The sequence below is a fragment of the Brucella sp. NBRC 12953 genome, assembly GCF_040369775.1.
GTDB lineage: Bacteria > Pseudomonadota > Alphaproteobacteria > Rhizobiales > Rhizobiaceae > Brucella > Brucella pseudogrignonensis.
This window is the reverse complement of sequence record NZ_BAABSV010000007.1, coordinates 16,165-39,713: the sequence shown is the minus strand read 5'-3', so window position 1 is coordinate 39,713 and position 23,549 is coordinate 16,165. Positions and strand designations below refer to the sequence as shown.

Sequence of the window (23,549 nt, the reverse complement as noted above, 5' to 3'; positions counted from 1 at the left end):
GAGAATAGAAAGGCACCCAGATTGGCACTGTTGCGGCGCTATCTGCATTGGCGCAGTCGCTTTTACGCGGATGCGGTTGGTAGCAGCCATCCGGGGCTGCGGACTGCCTGGTATGGGCTCAGTGCGTTCATGCTGTTGAAGCCGCCACAAAAAGGCTGGTTGTGGGCGCAGGACCCTGATGGCGGGCGACAACGGTTCGGACGGCTGCTGGGTGAACTGGGAGCGGCTGAATGGAACCGGGCAGTTTGCAAATGGCGGCGCGAACAACTGATTTTTTCGATCGGCGCCACGCTGTGTCTGATCGTGCTTGTGCTGTTCTCAGTCGGTGGTTCCTGCAGTCTGAGCGGCGTGTTCAGTCTTTTGTTTCTCGCGGGTTGTTTTGGGATTCTGGCCGTTCGGGCCGGCTATCGTCGATGGCAGCTTCGCGCGCGGCGGATCGGCTCACTGTGGGATTTTCTCGACCATGCGCGCAGGCACCGAGGGAAAGCGAAGCTCCAGTGATGCAGGTGCTGATATTGAAAGTGATCGCATCGACGTCTGGCGTGGCTTTTGCAACCGCTTGTGCTGCTGGCGAACTCGATGTCGCCGATATTCTGAGCGGTCAGGGGGATGCGCGCACCAATTCCTATCTGAACATGATCTTTGGCCCCTTGTTTGATGGACCCAATCAGGAGACGTTGATTTCGAGGCTCATTCTCGACTTCAATGTGTTGTTTTTCACCATCGGTCTGGCGATTTTTCTTTATAATGTCGTGACCGCCACGGTTGATACGGCCAATGAGGGTGAAGTGCTTGGCAGCCGTCATTCGACCGCCTGGGTTCCCATTCGCATTCTGCTTGCGGCAGCGGCCCTCGCACCGGTGATGCCGGGTGGCTACAATGGCGCGCAATATGTTGCTGCCTATAGTGTCAAGGTCGGTACGGCTGCGGCGAGCTATTTTTGGAACCAGACCGCTGACCTGATCATCGAGCAGAAGATTCCTGTGGTGGCGGCAGACACTGACGGCCCGGATGGACAATTTCTCCAGGCGCTGTTTCGCATGGAACTCTGCCGGGCGGTTTATAATCTGGAGGTGACAAAGGGCGGAGTGGCAATGGAGGGTGTTGGGCGGCAATGGAGCCTGCAATCGGGTGTTCGGGTCCTCGATTACGGGCTGCTATCGCGATCGGGGGCCTGCGGAAAAATAAGCCTGCCCACCGAAACGATGGGGTTTCGCCGGATGGCCGCAGCCGGTAGTGCTGACAAGGACAATCTGCACAGGCAGACCAGCGCGTCGTTCGCGACATTTTTGAGCGGCATGCAAAGCAATGTGGAGATGATGGCGGACCAGTTCGCACCGGTTGCTGTCGAGTTGGCGCAAGCGGTTTCATCGCGCAAGCCACTGCCCCCTTATCGCAATCTTGCATGGGATATGAAGCGCTGGCGCGATGCGCAGAGCCAGTTGCTGCGCCAATTGATCGGTCCGGGGCAGCTTGATCGGCTTGCGGAAGGCGCGTTTGCACAGACAGAGGATATCAGGATCTTGACGCCGATGAGCAGTTCGGATCAGAAACTCTCGATCAATGTAAAAAATGGGGGCTGGTCGCAAGCGGGATTTTATTATCAGCTGGTTTCCCGGCTGTCGTCGGATGCCAATTCGGTTGGTGCGATGATGCCGACGACGACGCCGGGTGGAGCGATTGGCGCTGCGTCAAATCCGCGTGGACCGGTGATGGCGGCGATCGCATCGCAATATGCGGCCAATTATGCCTACTGGTTTGGAACCCCGGAGGGCGACGCGAGCAAATTCCTCAATCAGGTTGCTGCGACCTATAATGGAACTGTGGACTGGTGGAATGAATCGGTGTCCCGCAGCGGGATCCGGGCTTTTACCAACGAGCGTCTGGCCTTTGCCGATAATGGTGGCGATCTCGCCAATATCTTGCCGCCGGCCGGCGGACTGCTGGAAAGCGTTGCTTTTTTTGCGCCCAGTTCTTCCATCATTGACCCGATGAATGCGGTTGTTTTGTTTGGAATTCAACTAACAACGCTTGCAACCGTGACGACAGTGGCGATCGTCGGCTTTGGCGCAACGCCATTCATTGGCGGTGCCGCCACCACGCTGGGGACGATTATCGGTCCCGCACTGTTGGCGCTGATGGCACTGGGCAGCACCATGTCCTTTGTGTTGCCGCTGATGCCCTCCATTATCTGGGTCCTGGCAATCCTGTCGTTCATCATTGTGATCATAGAGGCGATTTTTGCCGCGCCCTTATGGGCCATTGCGCATCTATCGATGGGGGGACAGGGCTTTATCAGCGCGCATGCGCGTCGTGGCTATGTCTTGTTGTTGTCGCTGCTGCTGACACCGGTGCTGATGGTATTTGGGCTGGTTGCGGGAATGATCCTCTTCCGGATTGCCGGAAATCTGCTGAATGCCGGCATGTATTACGCGCTGACCTCCTCGCAATCCCTGGTCGCTGACAGCTGGGTGGGCTTTGCCTGGTATGCCGGCATTCTTGTGGTCGGAATTTTTATGGTCTTTGTCTATATTGCGATCATTGAACTGTCATTCTCGCTGATTGCCGGCTTTCCCGGGCGGGTGTTTCGCTGGTTTGAAGAAATCGGCGATCAGCTGGACAGCCAGTCGTCGCTGAGAACCGGTTTGGGCGCGGCAGCTCAGTTAAGCACCTCTCATTTGACGCTATCAAATACTGGAATGGGGGCTATCGGTGCCAATCAACGCCTTTTCGGCCAACCTAACAACGGGCGTAGAGATTAATGTAATACGGTTACTCTTTCTCCCCACTATCTAAACGGCAAGAAGTACTTCCTAACCCATATTCCGAGTAGAAACATAGAGGGTGTAATCACAAACATCCCAAATTTGAGCCAAGTTAGTGTTCTGGTTTCACCTAGAAGGATTTCTAACGGGCCGATACCACAAGAAACTCCAAACGCGAGAAGCAATAAAATGGCTGGTAGCTGCAGGACAAAGATGATCGGCACAAATACGACAAAGCGAATGGCCTTTTCCATCCTGGACAAAGGCCCATAGGCGGCGCGATCAAACACCGGTCGGAGATATTTGGGGACCATCATCGATGTCTTCCCTGCAGAACGCAAAATATCCCAAAGACTATCATCGCGTTGACGGCCCGGGTTAGCCCAATATCTTGCAGGAAAAATTGATTGGTTGGGTGGGCGTCAGAATGGCCCTTGATTGGCGGGGCAGGACCAGCATCGCAAAGAAGTCGGTCTTCGTGGCAAGGTCAGACTGTCGGCACACGAGCAAGCCATGGCCTCGCCATATCGCTTGCAGCGAAATTCTGGCGCATGGGAGGGATATTCTCGCAATGCGGCGTCCGGACTACAGGCCGTCTGCCGGCAAACTATCGCAGTCGAGGCAGTCATTACAAAGACCGCAACTATCCTCCTCAAAGCAATGGGGCGGCCTTTTCTGCCGGCAACAATCGCATAGAATGGCGGTTGCCTCCGTGCGCGGTTCCGGCGGCAGGATTTCAATCTCTAAAGATTCGTCTTGGCATGCGTGTTGGGCGATTGCCATGGTTTCCACTCTCATCGGGATGGTTGCTCATGGCTTGAGATAAGCGCACGGCGCAGCGGTTTCCAGAGTGTGCCTGTTTATCCGTTGGCGTGGGCGCGAACGCGCGGTCGAAAGCGGGGTTTGAATGGCGCCCCCGCAAAGATCTCCCGGCGGTGGATATCACGGTCGGCTTGATGCTTTGGCATGGGCTTTCAAACAGCGGCGCGTAAGAAGATTGGCCAGCGTCAGGCCGGTAAGCCGCGCTACTTGGCTTCTGACCTGCCAAGGCAACGCAAAGGCCAAGATATAGCAACGATATGCTTCCGGGCTGTCACAGGAGCGTCTACTGCAGCAGCTTGGCCTTCATCGCTTCACCGACAATGGTGAGCTGCAGCATTGGCTCGCCACGGATCACACTTTCCTCGACGAGATCGAGTTGTTCCAGGCGTCCGATGATGCGATGGGACAGCCGTTTGTCGCCAACAAGCCAGTCGCTGCCGATCTTTCTCTGACGGCGGAAGAAAGCGATAGCCCGCAAGGCGCTATGCTGCGCCCGGGTGAGTTTTTCAGGCGCTGTTGCGGTGGTTTGATCGATATTTGGAAGCATGAAAATCCCTCCTGCTCAATCATGGCAGACGCTTTGTGAGCGTCTGCTGCTTGTTTCGGCCCCGCCATGGCGAAACGCTCCAGTTGCAAGGGAAACGGTCTGGCCTCTTAATTTGTTCCAAAGCCGCTGTGTGCCTGTGTCGTGCCAATTAAGCGCAATGGCGGGCGCCGATCGCAAAAGCAGACAGCCATCCTGCAAACCGACTGACAATTCCTGCAGCTTTTTAAGCGTGTTTGGGTTATTCTCTTCAACAATACCTCAACACGGAGCCTGACTGATTGAGCGTTGCATTTGTCAAAGAAGAAAGTGCGGAAGCTGCCGCGGAGACAATTCTGCCGCCGCGGCCGGTTTCTGGCCGGATCAATCTGGTAACCAAGACCGGGCTTCGAATGCTGCATGAAGCGCTCACATCAGCGCAGCGCGGTCTTGATGCTGCGAGCTTGCTTGAAGATATCAATGAAAGGCGGCGCCAGTCAGCGATTTGGCTGCGTGATGTGCGCTATTACAGCGAGCGCATCCACACGGCAGAGCTGGTTGAAGCGCCGGCATCTCCGGCAGTGGTCGGCTTTGGGCATGTGGTCACCTTTCAGCGCTCGGATGGTCGCAAGCAGAGCTTCCGAATTGTCGGTGAAGATGAAGCCGATCCGTCCCGATCCACGCTGTCGCATGGATCCCCGGTTGCAATCGCCTTGATGGGTAAGGCGGTTGGCGATGTTGTCGAGATGGGTCCGCTTGAACTGGAAATCCTTTCTATCAGCGCCTCAACACAAGTTTGACTTTCTCCTCGCGGGCAAAGGCTCTCGGAGCGGCAGAAGCAAGCTGATTACGGATACTGAGGATATCGAATATCAACCTATTTGCGGGCATTGCCGGTGTCCAGCCGATAGCGGCTCTATGCTATCGCCGGGGCTGGGGTGGGGAAGGGCATTTTTGAGCATCCGGAGCGCTCACCGGAGGGTGGAGGCATATTCTGTCACAGTCAACGCGTGACCTTGGCAAAGCAATGCGAAGGGTGAAGACCGCCATTGCCTCGACGGCAATGGCGGTCTCCTGCGCGTCAGGCATGGACCTTGAGCTCTGCCATTTTTTCGCCCAGTAGCCAGAGGGCTTTATTGAGCCTGATATCCTGGTCGATGTTGTGAATGGCGCGGGATTTCATGCGGCGCTGGCAGCCGGATTTGTCCAGCGTCAGGCCGCGAAGGCCGCCTTTCAAGCTATTTTCCTGAACGATATTCCAGACGGTCCACAGATCGTCGGCCTGATCGCTGCTGCGTCGAGGCTGCAGCAATTGTTGCGGTTTGATCGGTGTCTGTGTTTCGCCGGCATTGTCGGCAAAGCGCAAGGCGTGGGCGCCGTGTGCCAAGACGTCTTTCTCGTCCTGATTGAGAAGGATCTGCGACCATTGCTGGGGTGCCAGCAGGGTTGTTTCCGCCTCTTCGAGCACCCGGTAGGTGCCCTCGATGACTTTCTGCGCCGCGTCACCGGAATGTCTGACCCGGATGGCGTCGATGGTGCCGGTCTGGGTGACAAGCGAGTTCATGCAACGAATGCGATAGAGACCGGCCATCAGCTCATAGGGACTGGTACCGTCATTGGCATTTTTGAGCAGGATTTCGCACAGATTGTCACCGACATGATAGGTCTTGCCGTCATCGACGTGGCGCAACCGAATGAGATGCTTGGTGAAATGGGCCTTGTCCAAGCTGCGGCTTGCGGATTGCCGGACCCCGACGGGCACAAACCCCTCCTTTTTAAGGCAGCGTAATATTTCAATGGTGGGTATTGGGCGGAACTGCTGCGAGCGGCTCGCATGCGCGGTGACTGCAAAGATCGAGGGTGCCTGCGCCTGCATTTCCGCCTCTGTCAGGGCATGACTCTGGTCGAAGCGGGCGCATTTGTTGTAAATGCTCATGATCTTTCTCCTTGAGATTTTCCCTGGCCGCTGGGCGAGGCCTGCCGGTCTGGCCGGGAATGGCTCCTGACATTCCCCGGGACAGAGCGGGGGGGCAAAGCCCGCCCGGCGGCCGGGATTGAGCCAGTCAAGTGGTGTGGCGCGGAAGGGTGAGGATTTTCACGGTTGCGCAGCGGTTTACCCGCTGGGCAAGGGTGCGGAAAACCGCAGCCCTTCACGGACCGCTTGACGGGATCAATCGCTGCTGTCAGGGGCGAAGAAAAATCAAAGGCGGCCGCAGGCCGACAATAGAGGGGAAGAGTGAAACGCATGCCGCATGCAATGGGAGCTCGATGCATCAAGCTCGATTGGACGAGTGCGTCTCCCGGTCTGTTTGGCAGCAATGAACTGGCGGGCGTATCGCAGCAACAAGGAGGCCCAGAAAGGAGTAAGAAAGGAGCAAGAAAAGAGCCAGAGAAAGCGGCGCGGAGAGGGACGCCAAGCGAGCCGGATTGAAGGCGCTTGATTTCAGAGGATTTTGCAGCGCTTGCGCGCAGGCTGAAACGGCTTTCGCGACCAAAAGGCGCTTTGAATGCGCACGTCGATCCGATTTGATGAGATCAAGTGGGACCAGCAGCCTCTCCCTGCTGATTGTGGTCAGGACGGGGTGGGGAGCCAGTCTTCGCAATATTTCATCTTAAAGGTTGGTACTTGACTGTCACTCCTTGTCACATCCGCTGCCCGCAACGGACCGGTTTCACCAGCGGCTTCATCGCGATCAATGTGACCGTTTCTGGAACAGCCAGACTTGGCTGCCGGTGAATAGCGCATCGGGCCTTAGAGTGCGCCGCGCTCTCGATTGGCGGATATCAAACCTGTGGCCCGGTCAGAAACATTTGCTCGTCCTCAGGCGTATCCGAGCGAGCGATATCAATCAGTGCGATACCAAAATCGGGATTATAGCTGCGCCTCAGGGATGCCGGTGTTTCGCGAATGATGACTTCCAACGTCGGTCGGACATAGCCTTTGACGAAGTGTCCACCCCGTGTCTGTCCGTCGGAAAGGCCCAGCACCGCGTGGAGATGGGGATGCGGTTCGCCCTTTTCATTCAAGGTGATATCACCGATCAGGCTTAAAACCTCGCTTTGCACGGTTACCGGAATATCCTGATAGCGTCGGGTTTCAAGGTCAAAGAAAGCCAGGATTGTTTCTTGAAACGCTCCGATGGCGGAGACCGATGCGGCGTTGATGTCGTGCTTGACGGCAAAATGCCGGATCGCGTCGAAAGCTTCCTCCCCCGGTTCAATCACCAGGATGAAGACGCGCTCGCTATCGTTGGATAAAAGCTTGCTTTGCATGCGGGGCTCCGGTTCTTGCTGCCCAATGACCGCCAGGGCGACCGGCGGCCATGCGCGTGGCGGTTTGGCTTAACGGGGGTGGCGGCCTTCCCTGATTTCCTCGACAATCTTGTCGACGAAGGCGTCAAGATCATCGGGGGATCGCGATGTGATAATGCCCTGATCGGCGACCACGGCTTCATCGACCCATTGACCGCCCGCGTTCTTCAAGTCGGTTTTGATCGAACCATAAGACGTAACCTTGCGGCCCCTGACGGCGTCGGCCTCAATCAGCAACCAGGGCGCGTGGCAGATCGCAGCGACGATCTTTCCTGACTGCAGGAAGGCGCGTACCACAGCCATTGCGTCCTCATCGGCGCGCAAGGTATCGGGGTTGATCTGACCCCCTGGCAAAACCAGCGCATGCGTATCTTCAAGCGCAATCTCTTCAAGGCCAAGGTCGACATCGACGCTGTCACCCCAGTCGCCATCGTCCCAGCTCTTGATGGCACCGGTCTTCGGCGAGGCGACCTTCACCCTGGCCCCCCTTTCACGCAGCTTTTCCAGAGGGACCCGAAGTTCCGAACGTTCGTAACCATCCGTTGCGAGAATAACGATATTGGCATCAGTGATATCAGTCACAGTTTATCCTTTCGGTGATTTTGGGCCCGTCGCCGTTTGGCGGCACCGCGGAATGCTGACAGCGACGGCTTGCGAGACGACCGCCCTCCTTTTCCAGAGGAAAAGCCCGTTGCTCGCTCCCACCCCGGAGCGCTGGTCGGCAAAAGCGCTGCAAACGGATCGGGCAGCCGCCGGCGGTCAAGCGAGACATTTTGCGCGAGGGGCGCATGCTAGTCGCGATGTTCAGGCAATTCCTTAAGCTGATCCTTGGTCCAGGAGGTCACGGCATGAACATTGCCATCATCATCGCGCATGAAATCGAAGCCGCTCAGGGGAACCGAGACAGGCTTGGCGCCAATGCCGAGAAACCCGCCGACATCAATGATGACCTGAGCATCGGGACCCATGCCATGCAGGTGGTCAACCGTCCCAATCTTATGGTCATCGACGCCATAGACGGTCGCGCCATCCAGCACATCCGCATTGAGTTCCGACGCCGTCAGTCTTACATGTTTGCTGTGATCCATCTCAAATCCTCCTTGTTTTCTGTCAGGGTATAACCCGGGGGCGGGCATTGTGTTCCCGGTGCGGTCTCGAAATATCAATCCCCTCTGAAAGACCCCCGGATAAATGGGAGGTAAGAGTTGGGGTTGTGCTCTCTGACCGGGATCCCTACATCGCACGGTTCAAGTCGGCGGCATGGGGTTGACGTCAGAGCTCGACACAGGTCAACCAACCGGCTGAAGGAACGGGCATGATCATCGCAACAATAATCCTTGCTGAAGGCAGTCCATGGTGATGAGCAAGCTGGATCGACCGGCCATTCAGGGTTGCAATCAGCGAGCAGACCATGTGGTCCTGCTGCGGCTTCATCCTTGTTTGAATTGGCGACGGCGTTGAGATCACCCATTGTTCTGCTTTACGTTGCCGATATTTGGACAAGTGCCCGATTTTACAACCGTCTTTTTGATCGTGCCGCCCAGCAGATCAGCCCTCGCTTTGCGCTGTTTGTATTGCCATCCGGCATGCGTTTGGGCCTGTGGTCGCAAGCCTCTGTGCAGCCGGTTCCTGTCAGCCGGGCTGGCGGAGGCGAGCTGGGGTTCCAGGTTGCGTGTGGTGGTGAGGTCGACAGGCTCCATGTCGAGTGGCGTTCAAAAGGGGTAACGATTGCCTTGCCACCCATGACGCTGGATTTTGGCCGAAGCTTTGTCGCGCTCGACCCTGACGGTCACCGTCTGCGCGTCTATGCGCTGGGAGATCACAAATGAATATTGCCCCTCGGCATTGGATTGCCACTGTTTCGGCTGAGCATGCGATGGTTGGGCAAAGGCTCGGCTTCATCCAGGTCTGTCACGGCAAGGCGGCGCCTTTGCTGAGGTTGCATTGTGGTGATCGCATCCACCTATTCGCCGAAGCAAAGTCTCGGTGGCAATGAGAGCCTACAGGCATTCACGACGATTGGCCATGTTTGTGATCATCAGCCCTACCAGCTCGAGATGGCGCCGGGTTTTCATCCCTGGCGTCGAGATGTGAACTGGTTACCAGCCTGCCAGGTGCCGATCAGGCCTATGCTTGACCGGCTTTCCTTCACCCGATCACAGTCAAACTGGGGATGACCCGTTTCGTTTTGGACTGTTTGAAATCAGCACTGCGGACGCAGAGATGATTGCAGAGGCCATGCGGTTGCCCGCTGGGCGATAGCAAAGCAATCGCGGCCAGTCACGCGGCGCGGCCCAGCGTTGCTGTCAAATCTCTGGCCTGTGACAAGTCTGCCAGCAATTCGTGTTCTGCGCTTTGCTGCCGTGAGGGATCAGCCAGTCGAAGAATATAGGAGGGATGCCAGGAAAACAAAACTCGGGTTCCATCCTGTAACTGTTCGATGGTTCCGCGGCGACGGGAGATCGGCACAGAGCTGTTGCTCACCCCAAAAGCTGCCGATGCACCGAGTGCCAGAATAAGCCTGGGTTTTACCAGCGCTATTTCCTGGGTGAGCCACCATCGGCAATGGTCGATTTCATCGCGGTTTGGCGTTTGATGCAGGCGTCTTTTCCCCCGTGCTGTGAACTTGAAATGTTTGACCGCATTGGTCAGGAACACGGTTTTGTCTGCAATATCGGCTTTCTGCATCAGCCGGCGCAGGATCTGGCCGGCCGGTCCAACGAAGGGTTGACCGCTCAGGTCCTCCTGGTCGCCGGGTTGCTCGCCGACGATCATCATGTCGGCATTCCGGCCTCCGGCGCCACAGACTGCCTGACTGGCGTGTTCGCAAAGGCTGCAGCGCTGGCAATTGCGGATCGCGCGGTGCAAATCGTCGAGCGTATCCGCTGTGGCGGCGACTGCCGGGAACTGGTCGCGATAGCGTTGTGTGATCAGCTCAGCGCCCTTTCGCGGGGTGGTGGCTTGCGCTTCGCGCATTTTGGTGGTCCGCGCCTCCGCGTCTTTGAGCATGGTCGGGATCAGTTTCGTTTCGGGCATATTGTGCCAGTATTTTTTGGGCATTTCCGATAGCATCGCGCGGATGTTGGTTCTGGCGGGATTGAATATATTGGTGAAATAGGCGTTCCAGAGCGCCTCGCTATCATCCGGCGCCAAATTGGGTCTTGTCGCACCGGCCCGAAATTCCAGCACGCCATTTTCAAACACTGCGCTGCGGCTTGGGGTCAAAATTGTCCAGTCCATGTCGGAGAAGCGAGCCACGAAGAATGCTGAGGCTGGCTCGACGATATTGTTGTCGGGTTCGAACCAGGCGATGAAGCGCCGGCGTTGTGTTGTTGCCGTGATTTCGCGAAAGCGCAGGAAAGCGTGCATCTTGTGCAGATCGCGCCGTACGGTCTTGCTCATGCGGATCAGACGATATCCGAGCGGATCCACCGCAGACAATGGCGCGCCGTCGCGATGCACCAGACGCCACAAGGCCTGGTATAGCAGATGAAAGCGCTCGGGATCGGCGTGCCAAATCACGCTGCGCATGGTGTCAAGAAACGCTTTGGAGGCAAGGGTTGTGTGCGGACCGTCATGTTGCGGCAAGGCTTCGCCGTCAAACAGACCGTTGGCGGGATTCCAGTTCATGCTGTCTGGCGGGATACGATGCGACATGGCGCGCCGTGCCGCCTTTCGCCAGCTGTCGATCGGTCCAATCTCGTCAATGGTGGCACAAAAAGACATTCAGCCGGTTTCAACCTCTCTCTTGCCGGGCGTCAAAGCAAACTCAATTGTTGGGGGGCAGGCATGAAACGCTGCCGCAAATTCACACTGTCGAGCATCAATCCCGGAGTCCAGTCGGTGACGGTGATGAATGGTTTGGCCTTGCGTGTCAGCGCTCCGATCCGCACAAGATCGCCGATCCGTAACGGTTGCAGGCGTCGCGCGCTGATGATGCGATCGACCGTTCGAACGCCAAAGCCCGGAACCCGCAGCAGCATTTCCCGCGATCCTTTATTGATATCGACCGGAAATTGGCCGCGATTTTGTAGCGCCCAGGCGAGTTTGGGATCAATGTCCAGATCGAGAAACCCGTCGCGGGTCCCCGCGGTTATTTCCGCGGCCTCATAGCCGTAAAAGCGCATCAGCCAGTCGGCCTGATAGAGACGATGTTCGCGTTCGAGCGGAGGCCTGATCAGAGGCAATGCCCTGGTTGCGTCGGGAATCGGGCTGAAGGCAGAGTAATAGACCCGGCGGAGCTTGTAGCCGGTATAAAGCCGCACAGCAGTGTTGAGGATCACGGTATCGTTGGAGCTGTCCGCACCAATGATCATCTGGGTACTTTGTCCCGCGGGCGCGAATTTGGGCGGCTTGCGTCCAGTGATGGTCTTTTCAGAAGCGGCCTCGCCTTCAAGCCGAACCTGAGCCATGGTGGCGCGAATGGTTTCCGGGCGCTTTTCCGGCGCCAGTTGCCGGACGCTTTGATCCTGAGGCAACTCGACATTGATTGACAGCCGGTCTGCATAAAGCCCGGCCTCCCGAATAAGCTCAGGCGCCGCATCCGGAATGGTCTTGAGATGAATATAGCCTTTGAACCCATGCAGAGTCCGCAGTTTGCGGGCGATCAGCGCCATGTCGGCCATTGTCTGGTCGGGTGATCGGATAATGCCCGAGGACAGAAACAGGCCCTCGATATAGTTCCTGCGATAGAATTCAAGCGTCAGGGTGACAATCTCGTCGACGGAAAAACGCGCGCGCTCGACATTGCTGGAAACCCGGTTGATGCAATAAGCGCAATCGAACATGCAGAAATTGGTCATCAGGATCTTGAGCAGAGAAATGCAGCGCCCATCGGGCGCATAGGCGTGGCAGATCCCGGATCCACCGGATGAACCAAGCCCCCCCTTCAAGGAATTGCGCTTTTCGCCACCACTGGAGGCACAGGACGCGTCGTATTTCGCCGCATCCGACAGGATTTCAAGTTTTCGTTGCAGGGTCATCAAAGCCATGAGCTGAGATTAAGTGTTCTTGTTTTGTTCGTCAATCACCCTCTTTGCCCTGGTAACTGTCTGCTGACATCCGCCTGACAATGTCAGCAGGAGGTGGGGGGCGCGTGACGGAGGGGAGAGGTGCGGGTCACAGTGGCGTTGCGCAAAAGCTGCGTTTTGAAATCGGGTTGCGCCAGCACGTCATGCTGGCTTTGAGCTGCGGACCTTCAGTGATGACTTCGTTGAGAAGCCAATGGCCATTTTCCTGATAGATGACGGTCTTATCGCCATCGGGCCAGACATGGACGTCGAGTGGCAGCTGACGACGGCTTTGTTTGCGTTCAGCCGCTGCCTGATAGAATGAAAACCGGCGACAGGTCTTTGCGGATCGGGTGGTTCCGGCATCATCCTTGACACTGCAGCGGGTGCGATCATGCGGATAACGACCCCGGCTCCAGTCCGCGAGCAATCTGCGGTTAAGCGCACAGGCCTGCTCGATATTGTCCATGCAGCCCATGTCGTAAGCGCGCGAGGCTTCGGTTATCAGGCTTGTCGGGTTTTGATCGGGGTCATCGGCGTCATCGGCCAGCAGGACCGGTGGCTGTGCTGCAAGCAGCAGATCGCCATATTTTATGCAGGCCTCGCCATCGGTTGTGGACACGAATGGATGAAAGCAGCCCGTCTGGTAGGCCATGGCTGCCTTCTGGGTGTCGACATCGGTGCCGAGGCCGAGAGCGTAAATATTGCCGATCAGCTTGCAGGCATAGGGCGAGAGGCCCGGATCTGCGGCCCTGCAGGCAAAATCCGCCCATTGCAGTGCTGCCGGATATTGCGTCTTGTGCTGCAAAGCAAATTTTGTCGCCTCAAAGCAGAGGTTGACGGTTTCGGGCCGGCCGCGGCTCTGCTCGATCGCGGCGGCGCAGCCTTTTGCAAACACATCCATTGCTGCGGCGATATCACCGTCGCGGTCATGCAGCCGGGCCAGTGACAGACAGGTGCTTGCCGGCGCATTGTCAAAACGACAGCCCTGTTCAAGGGCAGAAAGCGCGCGGGCATTGCGGTCGGGGATGAGCGGAGATGCGGATTGCTGGTTCGAATTGTGCAACAGCAGCGACGCCAAGGCTTCACATCCGTTGATTGTTTCATCGCCGCAGGCGCTGTCGAGCATGGCTTCGAGTTGGGCGCGCTGCACCCCTTGGGAAGACAGAGCAGCGGAGGCGGCAGCCGCGCAGGCCTGGGCTCCCGTGGCGGATGCAGCGCTGCGGCAGGTCTCGGAAAGAGCCTGATAGCTGTCAAACTGCGCCGGCGCTGACGCAGCGAGTGCCGGATCGAGAGCCGACCCCAGTCCCGTGCAGGCACTGTCTTGCTCGGTCGGCTTTGCGCACAGGGATATTGCGCGCGCAGCGCTTTCATTGCGGGCCTCCAAAGCCCAATGCGCTGCAAGCCGGGTTTGTGCGATGCAGGCCGATGGATCGCCCTTGGCGCAACCGCGTTCAAGCAGGCTTTTGGCCTTGCTCAGGCGTGGAGCCTCGCGCCGGCTGGGCTCGGTTGCCTGTAAGAAATCACGATATTTATAATAGGCAGGCTTGCAATGCACTTTATCGGGTTGTGCAGGGCCTGGTACGCAGCTCTCCTCCAGAAGGGCAGCCAGCGCATAATTTTCGTCCGGCGTCGCTGACGCTGCATGCCCGCGTGCGCTTATGACAGCGGCAAAACTGTCGAGGAGGTCGCGACAGACCCAGGCGATGCCAGCCTTGCATGCGGTGTAATTGGCCGCAAAACTGGAGGCTGCCTCGACTGTCGTTGGGATGGTGCTGCTTGCGGTGCCACGCGCCAGCACTATGCAACTCACCGCATCACCGGCATCACAGCCAGGCTTGGCGAGTTCGGGTGTGACCAGATCGGCGGCATCGCCCGTACCGCCTTCGATCGCCCGAAACTGTGCATTTTCCAAGCTATTCTCGGAACGGTTGATCGCCAGCTTGCAGCCCAGCATGTCGCCGCCCATGCAGCCAAGCAAAGCATAATGGGTAACTGTCGCAGGCAGATCTCCATCGGGATCGGGCGCATCATAGATTGATTGCGCATAAAGACTGCATGCCGCGCCCAGTCCCAAGCCACAGGCCTGCTTGAGGCCATTGCCATCTTGCGGCGAGGCCGATGCCTGCATGAGAGCGCGTGCGGCGGCAAGTTGCTGTGTTTGCGAGGCGTGACCCGATGGTTGCATGTGCGCGAATCCGCTGCTGGTCTTCACCAGCGAGGCGATGAATTGGCTGCCGGTCGCGCAATGGCTGTTTTCCGGCAGGCGCTTTGAGCGCGCCAGAATGCGGCTGCTGGCTTTGATATTGAGCAGGCCAAGCGACAGCGCATAGTGGCCCTCGGTCGTGAGATAGGCGGCCATCGACGGACGGAAGCTGTTCAACGCCTGCGCCTGGCTGTTCAAAGCGGTGAGCGATGGCGTTTGGGCGGCGACGAGATGACAGGTGTTGGGCGGTGCAACAAGGCGCTGGCCATGGTCGGAGCGCTGTGAAAACCCGCAGAAATTCGATGTTTTTTCGACAGCGACAAAGCCATTGGCGCGCTGGAGGCCCTTGCCGGTTGCATAATCCACCACGAAATAGGGCTGACGATCAGGCCCGAATGTGATGTCAACCAGTCTGACAGGACTGCCGGGCTCAAGGAGAATGCCGCCCTGTTGGCCGGGCGACTGGCTGACTTGCGTGGGCGCACACACCATGCGGCTTTCCAGCGTTTGATAGGCGGGAAGATCGTGTGTCCTGCCTTGTGAGACGGGCGCCAGCACAAAAAGCATGGCAATGGCCACGGCGAGAAAAAGCCGGTTGGGTTGGCCCTGCATGATGGTTGAATGAGACATTTCCCCCCCGCCTCAATTGCCGTGGTCTTGCTATAACGGGATCGCCGGATCAGGGAAAGCCCGCGTTGAAGCGACGGCACAGCCCCATGCCAAGCGATCGCGGTCAGCGGTCGGTTTTGGTCACATCTTCAGGTCGGGCCGTCGGGTCAAGGGCCTGCATGTGCTGAATAATGCGCGCCATGTCATAGGGTTTGGAAAAGAAGGGAATGGCTTCATGCAGCGCGGTATTCTCAATATTGCTGAGACCGGAGACGACAATCACGCCGATATGCGGATAGTTTTCCCGCACGATATTGGCCAACGCGATGCCATTGATGGCGCCCGGCATATCGATGTCGGTAAAGACAATATCAACCTCGCGGTTGCGGGACAGGATGTCCAACGCCTGGCTGCCATTTTCCGCTTCCACGGTGGTCATGCCGGCATCCTCCAGTTCGCCGACTGCCACAAGACGCAGCAGCGCTTCGTCTTCGACGACCAGAACAGTTGTTTTGCCACCCGCGAAAATGCCCATCGACCTGTTGTTCCCTTGCTGCACTGCTGGATGCATTATCATCGATAAGGGTGGATAAATAGTTGTCATTGGCACCAATCCGGGTCGCGGTGCAAAAGGGCGACGTTTCCGCGCGTGTTAACCCGCATGGTCGGGATTGCTTTAAAGGGTCGCTGAGCAAAGGGGCGATGGGGTGTTGGAAAAAGCGTGCTTGCCCGCGCAGGACGCATAGGTGGGATCGAGGCTTTCAAGCGCGATGGTGGCAGGGCTGAATGGGGTGGCAGGACCGACTGGGCTGGCAGGACCGACTGGCCCATGCGGTTGCAAGCGGTCTCGCACCTGTTCTGACGCTTTCGGACGGTGCTCAGCAGAACAATCAAAAGGATGAGCACGGCCGCTGTCAAAGCGCGATGTCACAGATTTCTGTCACACAAGTGTGGTGATGAGAATGAGCGTCGCGAGCACACAGCAACCCGCCAAAGCGGCGAAACAGCTCGTCGACATCCGGTCGAGCCAGCTTGCGCGCCCGACTGCATCGGGTGCCGCTGCCGCATCTTTGGCTTCGGCGAGCAGCGCGTTCAAAAGTTCCGATTTGTGAAGATCTGCACCATGCCCCATTTTTTCCCCCTGGGTTTGATCGCGCTTTTTATCATTCCGCCGCAGGCCGGTCATGTCTGACTTTGGTTTATTGCAGACAACCTTTGATCAATGCTGACGCGGGCGAAGTGGGTGACGGCTGGACCGTCGCTATTGCGCAGCTTCAACGGGCGCGTCTGGGAAGCGGAGCAAAGGGATCGGCACATGGAGAAGATCGACGGCAACCTGGTGCAACACTGCAAACAACACCTGATCCGGGTCACCTTTTGATAATTGTTCGGGGGCGTCGATCAGTCGGGCGATTGTCGCTTCGACAATGCGTCTTTGCATGCGGGGCGCTGGGGAATAATGTTGCGCTCGTCGAGCAAGCACCGTGCGCAGATCATTGTCGCGCCGCTGATTGTCCAACAGATTATTTTGAAGATCGCTGCATGCATCATCGGGGCGTATCATTCCTGCTCCTCCTTGCTAGCAGGCAAGAGCACAAGAAACCCTCAGCCGCCACCGCCTACATATTCGGGTTGGTGACGATGCAAGGAGTATACGCTGTTTTACGCAGGAGTCACCTTCTGTTTGAAACCGTCTGTAGAGAGTGTCGCATGCGCCGGCAAATTTATCTTTGCTCAGGTTTGTGGTAACGGCTGCAGCAAAGAGTGCATCAGCAACGCATTGTCGCGCAGGAGAGACAAGTGAGCAATCTGGAAACAGCGATCGCGGTTGCCGCAGCCGCCCATATGGATCAAAAAGATCGCAATGGCGATCCCTATATATTGCATGGTTTGCGGGTGATGATGGCGCAAACCACAAGGGAGACGCAGATTCTCGCTGTCATGCATGACATGATCGAGCATACCGCGACATCATTGAATGATATTTATTCCTTCGGCTTTGACGATGATATTGTATTGGCGCTCAATGCCATCACCCGGCGTGATGACGAGGACCACCTGGCTTTTGTCAAGCGCGCCTGCTCCAATCCAATTGCCCGACCCGTCAAGATCGCCGATTTACGGGATAATCTGCGGCTTCACCAGGAGGATGCGGAGCGCTGCGCGCGCTATAGGGCGGCCTTGGAGATGCTCGGCGAGAAGCCATGATTTTGCGCCTGCAGAAAGCGGGCGGCAGCACGAAGTGATGCGCTGTTGGTTTTGGAAACTTTGGTACGCTGCATGACACGCTGACAGGGAGGGTGAAACTTTTGCCGACCGGCCTGGTTAGGGCGCTGTACCATTCCGGTACGTGTGGAGAAATGACCATGGCAAACAATCAGCAGGACAGCAAGAAACAGGCATCCGGCAAGCAAGGCGGAAGCCACGAACAGCATGTCAAGGCTGGCGAGCAGAGCCACAAGAATGAAGACAAGAAGTCTGGCGGTGGCCAGACGGGCAAGACCAGTCAAAACGACAAGAAATAACTGCATCGGGAGAGCTCGTCGCTTGCGACGGGCTCTTCGCAGCCGCTTGACGCAGTTAATTCTGGTTTGGCCAGACATTCGGCCGGTCGATGATTTCCCGCAATGCGAAGCTTGAATTGATCTTGACCACATGCGGCAGTGCGGAAAGCCAGTCGCGGTGAATGCGTTGGTAATCGTCGAGATCGCGTGCGGCGACGCGCAGAATGTAATCATATTCGCCCGACATCAGATAACAGACCAGCACATTGGGGCAACGTTTGACCGCCGCCTCGAACTCGGCAAGCGTCTTGGCAAATTGGCCCGACAGGGAAATATGGACAATGGCGATCATCCGACAGTCGAGAGCTTTTTGCGATAGCCGGGCATGGTAGCCGGCAATGATCTGGTTCTTTTCCAGAATGTCGAGCCGGCGTGAACAGGCCGAAGGCGACAGGCCGACTTTTTCCGCAAGCTCTGCATTGGTGATGCGAGCATTGGCTTGCAATGTCCTGAGGATGGCAAGATCGATCGGGTCGAGTGTGCTCATTCGAAGAACCTTCGAAATAAAGGGCTGTTTGCGCAATAATCCACCAGAAAAACATTGGTTGCAAATTCTCTTTGCAAGGACATTGCGTGCTGCAGATGTTTTGATTTCGGGATCGATAATGACCCGCGAAAAGTGGGCAAGAAGAGAGGAACGTCTATGCGTGTCGGTTGCCCGAAGGAAATCAAGAACCATGAATATCGTGTTGGGTTGACGCCTGATGCAGTGCGTGACTACGTGGCCCATGGCCATGATGTGCTGGTGGAAACGATGGCGGGTGCCGGCATCGGCGCCGATGACGCCAGTTACAGTGCGGCCGGGGCACGGATCGTTGCTTCAGCACCAGAAATTTTCTCAAAATGCGACATGATCGTCAAGGTGAAGGAGCCGCAGCCCGAGGAATGGCGGCAGCTGCGCGAAGGCCAGATCCTCTACACCTATCTCCACCTGGCTCCAGATCCCGAGCAGACCAAGGGTCTGCTTGCATCCGGTGTGACAGCCGTCGCCTATGAGACGGTGACCGATGATCGCGGTGGTCTGCCGCTGCTGGCGCCGATGTCGGAAGTGGCGGGCCGTCTGTCTATTCAGGCGGGTGCGACCGCGTTGCAGAAAGCCAATGGCGGCCGTGGCATTCTGCTGGGTGGCGTCCCGGGTGTGCTGCCGGCAAAGACCACGATTATTGGCGGTGGTGTGGTTGGACTGCATGCGGCGCGGATGGCCGTGGGGCTCGGCTCGGATGTCACCATCCTCGATCGTTCTCTGCCGCGTCTGCGCCAGCTCGATGACGTTCTGCAGGGACGGGTGCATACGCGCTATGCCAGTCTGCAGGCGATTGAAGATGAAGTCTTTGCGGCCGACCTGGTGATCGGCGCTGTGCTGATACCGGGAGCTGCCGCGCCCAAACTGGTTAGCCATGATATGTTGTCGGGCATGAAAACCGGCGCGGTGATCGTCGACGTGGCGATTGATCAGGGTGGTTGTTTTGAAACCGCCAGACCAACCACCCATTCCGATCCCACCTATCTGGTGGAGGGGATCCTGCATTATTGTGTGGCCAATATGCCGGGCGCCGTGCCAGTCACCGCCGCCCATGCTCTGAATAATGCCACCTTGCATCACGGGCTTGCGCTGGCTGACCGGGGTTTGCGTGCGCTTGCGGAAGACAAGCATCTGCGCAATGGTCTCAATGTCCACAGAGGGCGGATTACCAACGGCGCGGTGGCGGAAGCCCTGGGCTATCAGGCGCATGCCGCAGAAACGGTGCTCAACGTCGCATGAGGGATCGCAACCGACACGGCCGTCCTGCACAAAAGCTCTGTCGGTTGCGGTCTGTTTGGGGGCAGCATCGCACTGGGCGCCAATCGGCTTTTCATTGCGGCCCAGAGAAGATTGATCAACCGCGCCAGCTCAGGAAATGTCTTTCGATCTGTCCGATAATGGCATTGACGATTAGACCCAGCACCGAGAGGATGGTAACGCCGGCAAAGAGCTTTTCGAGGTCGTAGAGCGATCCGGCCTCCAGAATATAGGAGCCGATGCCGAACTGCGCGCCCAGCATTTCAGCAGCGACCAGCAAGATGATGGCGATGGAAATCGAGACCCGCAATCCTGACAGGATGGCGGGAAAGGCGCCGGGCAGCACAATCTTGCGGACGATCGACCACCAGCCAAGACCGAAGCTCTGGCCCATGCGGATGAGGGATCGATCGACATTATCGACCGCGCCATAGGTCGCGACCACAGTCGGCGTGAAGGTTCCGAAGGCGATGAGCATATATTTTGACATCTCGTCGATACCGAACCAGATGACAAACAGCGGCAGCAACGCGATTTTCGGGATCGGAAACAAGGCCGCAACGAGCGGCACCAGTCCGGCGCGGACATAGCTGAACAGACCGATCATCACCCCGAGGCCGATGCCGACAGCAATGCCAAGGCTGGCGCCCACGACAAGGCGGCGCAGAGATGGCAACAGATGTTGCCATAACAGGCCAGTCTGCCAGAGCTGGACGAAAGTTTCGAACACAGCGGAGGGGCGGGGCAGTGTCAGATTGGAAATAAAGCCAAGCCGGGTTCCGACTTCGGCCAGCACGATGAGGCCGATGAACAGGGTGAGCGCAATATGGCGGACCGGCCTGGGGGCGAAACCGCCGCCGCGAAACGGCACCGGGCGGACAAGGGGTGCTTGTTGTTCGAGCGCAGTGACTTCAACCATGCGTAAGCTCCTGATCTGCGGCTCTGGCCTCCGCCCGCATCAATTCCCAGAGTTGTTTCTGCGTGTCTTCCAGCAAGGGATCGCCGAGCTGGCGCTCGCCCAGCGGAATGTCGATGTCAACGATGTCCCGGATTGTTCCGGGGCGCCGCGACAGCACAACCACACGATGCCCGAGCCGCACCGCTTCGTTGAGGTTATGGGTGACATAGACCGCTGTGAAGGGTTGCCGGCTCCACAATGTGACCAGATCGTCCATCAGCAATTCGCGGGTCTGGCTGTCGAGGGCGGACAGCGGTTCATCCATCAGCATCACGGCTGGTCGCACCGCCAGTGCGCGGGCAATTGCCACCCGTTGGCGCATGCCGCCTGAAAGTTGCTTGGGCAGAGCTTTGCGGAAGTCGAGAAGCCGGGTCCGCTCCAGCACATTGCTGATAATCTGATCCCTTTCCTGACGGCTCAAAGGGTGGTCTTCAAGCACCAGGCGGATATTGCCTTCAACGCTGCGCCAGGGCAGCAGAGCAAAATGCTGAAAGACATAAGTCAACGGATTGAGCGAGTCTGGTGGCGGCGTTCCGAGCGCCAGCACCTTGCCAGAGCTTGGCCGTTCCAGCCCGCCCAGAAAGCGCAGCAATGTCGATTTCCCGCAACCGGAAGGACCGATCACGCAGACGATCTGACCCTCGGCTATCCGCAGCGATATGTCCTTGAGGACGTCAACCGGGCCATAGCTATGGCTGATATTTTCAAGCTGCAGTTCCATTTCAACTCCAGACAGGACAGGTCGCAGACCCGGCCGGGCTCTTGCTGCCTGATCCTTGTTGCTTTGCCGCCATTTGGCCGTTGCGTGCAGCGCGGCAGCATCACTTGGTTAGATTGTTTTGACGAAAGACGTGTCGAAAAGCTTTTCCTGGGTGACCGCTTCCTTGACCATGCCCTCGGCGCGGAACCAGTCGAGTTGTTCGACGCAGCTGGTGAGCGAAAGGGCAAGCCCCTTGTTAATCCGCATGGCACCGTCGATCAGGTTCTGTCTTGCTGTTTCAAACGGGCTGTCGCTTTCCACATATTTATGAACGATGCGCGCGATATCATCGCGGGCTGCGTCGTCGGCATGATTGTCGACAAAGGCAGCGTTATAATCATCGATGGCTCTGGAATAGGCTTTGACGAAAGCCTCGGTCATGGCGCGTTGCTCGCTGGCATTGCGGGTGGAGGTGAAAGCGGTGGTGACCTGATAATCGGGCGCATAGTCAGCGACGAGGCCGATCTGTTTGGCCGCACCGTCACGGATCAGCTTTCGTGCGACATTGGGCTGGATTGCCCAGGCGTCGATCTGCCCCGTCGACAGGGCGCCAACCACCGCGCCGAGCTTTTGCAGCGGCCGCAACTGAATGGCGGAAAGCGCGATATTGTTGGCTTTTGCAATCTTGTGCGCCATGAAATGGAACGAGGATCCAGCGGTGGTGATGCCGAAGCTGTGTCCGGCTAGCCTGGAGGGATCGGTGAGGCCAGCCTGATAAGCCTTGTTGGAGGCGAGGATGATATTGCCGGTGATGCCCTTTTCTTCTGAAAGCGCTCCGCCGATCACCTTGATTGCGCCCTTGTCCGCCAGGCTGATCAGGCCACCGCTCATTGCCGTCACGCCGAAATCCGCATCCCCCGATGCGATTGCCACCGCCATTGGCTGGGCGGCTTCGAAGAATTTCAGCGCGATATCGAGCCCGGCATCTTTGAAATAGCCACGTTCAAAAGCGATATAGCTGGGGGCGTGGCTTGCAAGATGCAGAACGGCGAGATTGCGGGTGGCGGCGCGGACGGGCGCGCCCATCACCATGCCGGCGCCGATTGCACCCAGTCCGATCAATGCCTGACGACGGGTTGGGGATAAATCCATGCTGGCGCTCCTGTGCTGTTCGGCCTGCGCTTGGTTTAGATTTCTCTGCAAGGCCCGGCAAACAAAATTTTGTTACGGCTTTTTCATCGCGCTTTTTTGGTGTGTGTGTCCATAAGAGCCTCGGTGCGGTTTCTCAACTGCCGTGATTTTGCGCAAAGGCGCGATCCAGTCGGGCAAGGAATGGTTTGAGCAGCGCAAGAACGGCCTCGGAAGCGCGCTCTGGAAGCAAGTGGCCGCCGCAGAGTGCTTGCCCCACGACATCTGTCGCCCAGTCAGCCCAGATGGCGAGCGGTTGCCTGTCGCCGCCATAGGTTTGACCCTGTTCCCACAAGACCAGCACCGGCGCGGTGATGCGCCGTCCTGCGGCGCGATCGTTCAGATCATCGGCTTCATCGACCCCTGCCGCGGCACGATAGTCTTCGCATATGCCATGCCGCACTGCTTCGTCTGAAAAGGCCTGCCGATAATCGTCAAGGGCAAGGGGATGCAACTGATCGAGGCTGCCTGCCATCTTGGTCAGGGTTGCATCGATGATGAAGCGCGGATCGCCTGACAGGAGTTTTTCCGGCAGCGGCTCGGGTTGGGCAAGCATGAACCAGTGCCACGCACCCAAGCCGAAGGATTTGCTGGCGCCCTCCCACATTTCAGGGGTCGGAACGACGCTCAGCGAGATCAGGCCAACCACCTGTTCAGGATAATCGAGTGCCATGCGATAGGCGACGCGTCCACCGCGATCATGGCCGCAGACCACGAAACGCTGGTGGCCGAGTGCGTGCATCATCTCGACTAGGCTTGCGGCCATGCGGCGTTTTGAACCCGCGCCTTCAGCATCAGCGGTGATGCGGCTGCGACCATAACCGGGCAGATCTGCGATGATGACCTGATGCGAGGAAGCAAGTGCTGGCGCGATCCTGTGCCAGGCAGCCATGGTTTGCGGATAGCCGTGCAGCAGCAGGATCGGCAGGCCGTGCCCGGCGGTCATCACTGCAAAACGAACAGCATTGGTCTGAACATCCTGCATCTTGAATTCCGGAAAGAGTTGCTGTCTTGCCGTTTGCATGGTCCACCATCCGTTGTTCGCACATCCATATCGGTGTCTGATAGCATAAAACAGCTGGGTGGCGGCATTGCGGTGGAAAGCGTTTCGCA

24 protein-coding genes are annotated in these 23,549 nt (G+C 57.7%); 8 read left to right on the top strand and 16 right to left on the bottom strand.

Annotated elements, in window-relative coordinates; all coding sequences use genetic code 11:
* Positions 1–21: 21 nt before the first annotated feature.
* A complete protein-coding gene (locus tag ABWV94_RS17005) occupies positions 22–501 on the top strand; it encodes a hypothetical protein (protein WP_353414585.1) in 480 nt (159 codons plus the stop codon).
* A gap of 20 nt (positions 502–521) precedes the next feature.
* On the top strand, positions 522–2,762 hold the full coding sequence (locus ABWV94_RS17000; protein WP_353414843.1) for a DotA/TraY family protein: 2,241 nt from the start codon (positions 522–524) through the stop codon (positions 2,760–2,762).
* Positions 2,763–3,870: 1,108 nt separating this feature from the next.
* On the opposite strand, the gene ABWV94_RS16995 is transcribed toward ABWV94_RS17000, so the two are convergent.
* A complete protein-coding gene (locus ABWV94_RS16995; RefSeq protein WP_113496639.1) occupies positions 3,871–4,134 on the bottom strand; it encodes a hypothetical protein in 264 nt (87 codons plus the stop codon).
* 278 nt (positions 4,135–4,412) lie between these two features.
* Between ABWV94_RS16995 and greA the strand changes: the two genes are divergently transcribed.
* Positions 4,413–4,910: a transcription elongation factor GreA gene (gene greA / locus ABWV94_RS16990; RefSeq protein WP_353414583.1), complete on the top strand. Its 498-nt coding sequence runs from the start codon at positions 4,413–4,415 to the stop codon at positions 4,908–4,910.
* Positions 4,911–5,191: 281 nt separating this feature from the next.
* On the opposite strand, the gene ABWV94_RS16985 is transcribed toward greA, so the two are convergent.
* The 4 genes from ABWV94_RS16985 to ABWV94_RS16970 form a co-directional block, all read right to left on the bottom strand.
* Positions 5,192–6,046 (bottom strand): DUF932 domain-containing protein, encoded by an 855-nt coding sequence (locus ABWV94_RS16985; RefSeq protein WP_353414581.1) that lies wholly within the window; start codon positions 6,044–6,046, stop codon positions 5,192–5,194.
* Between the two features lie 848 nt (positions 6,047–6,894).
* Complete coding sequence (locus tag ABWV94_RS16980; protein WP_113496636.1) at positions 6,895–7,383, bottom strand: PPC domain-containing DNA-binding protein; 489 nt, start codon at positions 7,381–7,383, stop codon at positions 6,895–6,897.
* Positions 7,384–7,452: 69 nt separating this feature from the next.
* Positions 7,453–8,004, bottom strand: a complete 552-nt coding sequence (locus ABWV94_RS16975; RefSeq protein WP_353414579.1) for a type 1 glutamine amidotransferase domain-containing protein — start codon at positions 8,002–8,004, stop codon at positions 7,453–7,455.
* Positions 8,005–8,213: 209 nt separating this feature from the next.
* Entirely contained in the window at positions 8,214–8,510 is a 297-nt protein-coding gene (locus ABWV94_RS16970; protein ID WP_112813648.1) for a PRC-barrel domain-containing protein, read from the bottom strand.
* Positions 8,511–8,879: 369 nt separating this feature from the next.
* Between ABWV94_RS16970 and ABWV94_RS16965 the strand changes: the two genes are divergently transcribed.
* Positions 8,880–9,251 (top strand): VOC family protein, encoded by a 372-nt coding sequence (locus tag ABWV94_RS16965; RefSeq protein WP_353414576.1) that lies wholly within the window; start codon positions 8,880–8,882, stop codon positions 9,249–9,251.
* A gap of 451 nt (positions 9,252–9,702) precedes the next feature.
* On the opposite strand, the gene ABWV94_RS16960 is transcribed toward ABWV94_RS16965, so the two are convergent.
* From ABWV94_RS16960 to ABWV94_RS16945, 4 genes are all read right to left on the bottom strand, one after another.
* On the bottom strand, positions 9,703–11,148 hold the full coding sequence (locus tag ABWV94_RS16960) for a UdgX family uracil-DNA binding protein (RefSeq protein ID WP_353414574.1): 1,446 nt from the start codon (positions 11,146–11,148) through the stop codon (positions 9,703–9,705).
* A gap of 32 nt (positions 11,149–11,180) precedes the next feature.
* Entirely contained in the window at positions 11,181–12,404 is a 1,224-nt protein-coding gene (locus tag ABWV94_RS16955) for a putative DNA modification/repair radical SAM protein (protein WP_162761673.1), read from the bottom strand.
* A 136-nt stretch (positions 12,405–12,540) separates the two neighbouring features.
* On the bottom strand, positions 12,541–15,267 hold the full coding sequence (locus tag ABWV94_RS16950; protein ID WP_353414572.1) for a hypothetical protein: 2,727 nt from the start codon (positions 15,265–15,267) through the stop codon (positions 12,541–12,543).
* A gap of 103 nt (positions 15,268–15,370) precedes the next feature.
* The gene (locus ABWV94_RS16945) at positions 15,371–15,781 is read right to left on the bottom strand and encodes a response regulator (protein WP_353414570.1); all 411 of its coding nucleotides are present in this window, start codon (positions 15,779–15,781) and stop codon (positions 15,371–15,373) included.
* Between the two features lie 186 nt (positions 15,782–15,967).
* Here ABWV94_RS16945 and ABWV94_RS16940 point away from each other — a divergent pair, with 186 nt between their 5' ends.
* Positions 15,968–16,108 (top strand): hypothetical protein, encoded by a 141-nt coding sequence (locus ABWV94_RS16940; protein ID WP_353414568.1) that lies wholly within the window; start codon positions 15,968–15,970, stop codon positions 16,106–16,108.
* Positions 16,109–16,186: 78 nt separating this feature from the next.
* Here ABWV94_RS16940 and ABWV94_RS16935 read toward each other — a convergent pair whose 3' ends face one another.
* Both ABWV94_RS16935 and ABWV94_RS16930 read right to left on the bottom strand, forming a co-directional pair.
* Positions 16,187–16,378 (bottom strand): hypothetical protein, encoded by a 192-nt coding sequence (locus tag ABWV94_RS16935; protein WP_162761671.1) that lies wholly within the window; start codon positions 16,376–16,378, stop codon positions 16,187–16,189.
* 129 nt (positions 16,379–16,507) lie between these two features.
* Positions 16,508–16,810, bottom strand: a complete 303-nt coding sequence (locus ABWV94_RS16930; RefSeq protein ID WP_113496626.1) for a hypothetical protein — start codon at positions 16,808–16,810, stop codon at positions 16,508–16,510.
* A 236-nt stretch (positions 16,811–17,046) separates the two neighbouring features.
* Here ABWV94_RS16930 and ABWV94_RS16925 point away from each other — a divergent pair, with 236 nt between their 5' ends.
* Entirely contained in the window at positions 17,047–17,454 is a 408-nt protein-coding gene (locus ABWV94_RS16925; RefSeq protein WP_113496625.1) for a GTP pyrophosphokinase, read from the top strand.
* Positions 17,455–17,612: 158 nt separating this feature from the next.
* Complete coding sequence (locus tag ABWV94_RS16920) at positions 17,613–17,771, top strand: hypothetical protein (RefSeq protein ID WP_162761640.1); 159 nt, start codon at positions 17,613–17,615, stop codon at positions 17,769–17,771.
* Positions 17,772–17,826: 55 nt separating this feature from the next.
* Here ABWV94_RS16920 and ABWV94_RS16915 read toward each other — a convergent pair whose 3' ends face one another.
* A complete protein-coding gene (locus ABWV94_RS16915) occupies positions 17,827–18,297 on the bottom strand; it encodes an Lrp/AsnC family transcriptional regulator (protein WP_113496624.1) in 471 nt (156 codons plus the stop codon).
* 156 nt (positions 18,298–18,453) lie between these two features.
* Here ABWV94_RS16915 and ald point away from each other — a divergent pair, with 156 nt between their 5' ends.
* Positions 18,454–19,572, top strand: a complete 1,119-nt coding sequence (gene ald, locus ABWV94_RS16910) for an alanine dehydrogenase (protein ID WP_353414564.1) — start codon at positions 18,454–18,456, stop codon at positions 19,570–19,572.
* 115 nt (positions 19,573–19,687) lie between these two features.
* Here the strand turns inward: ald and ABWV94_RS16905 are convergent, their stop codons facing one another.
* The 4 genes from ABWV94_RS16905 to ABWV94_RS16890 form a co-directional block, all read right to left on the bottom strand.
* Positions 19,688–20,509, bottom strand: coding sequence for an ABC transporter permease (locus tag ABWV94_RS16905; protein WP_113496622.1), 822 nt, complete (start codon positions 20,507–20,509; stop codon positions 19,688–19,690).
* Positions 20,502–21,269, bottom strand: coding sequence for an ABC transporter ATP-binding protein (locus ABWV94_RS16900; protein WP_353414561.1), 768 nt, complete (start codon positions 21,267–21,269; stop codon positions 20,502–20,504). Before ABWV94_RS16900 ends, ABWV94_RS16905 begins: the two co-directional genes overlap by 8 nt.
* Before the next feature lie 108 nt (positions 21,270–21,377).
* Positions 21,378–22,400, bottom strand: coding sequence for an ABC transporter substrate-binding protein (locus ABWV94_RS16895; RefSeq protein WP_353414559.1), 1,023 nt, complete (start codon positions 22,398–22,400; stop codon positions 21,378–21,380).
* Between the two features lie 133 nt (positions 22,401–22,533).
* Positions 22,534–23,460: an alpha/beta hydrolase gene (locus tag ABWV94_RS16890; protein WP_353414557.1), complete on the bottom strand. Its 927-nt coding sequence runs from the start codon at positions 23,458–23,460 to the stop codon at positions 22,534–22,536.
* Positions 23,461–23,549 lie beyond the last annotated feature (89 nt).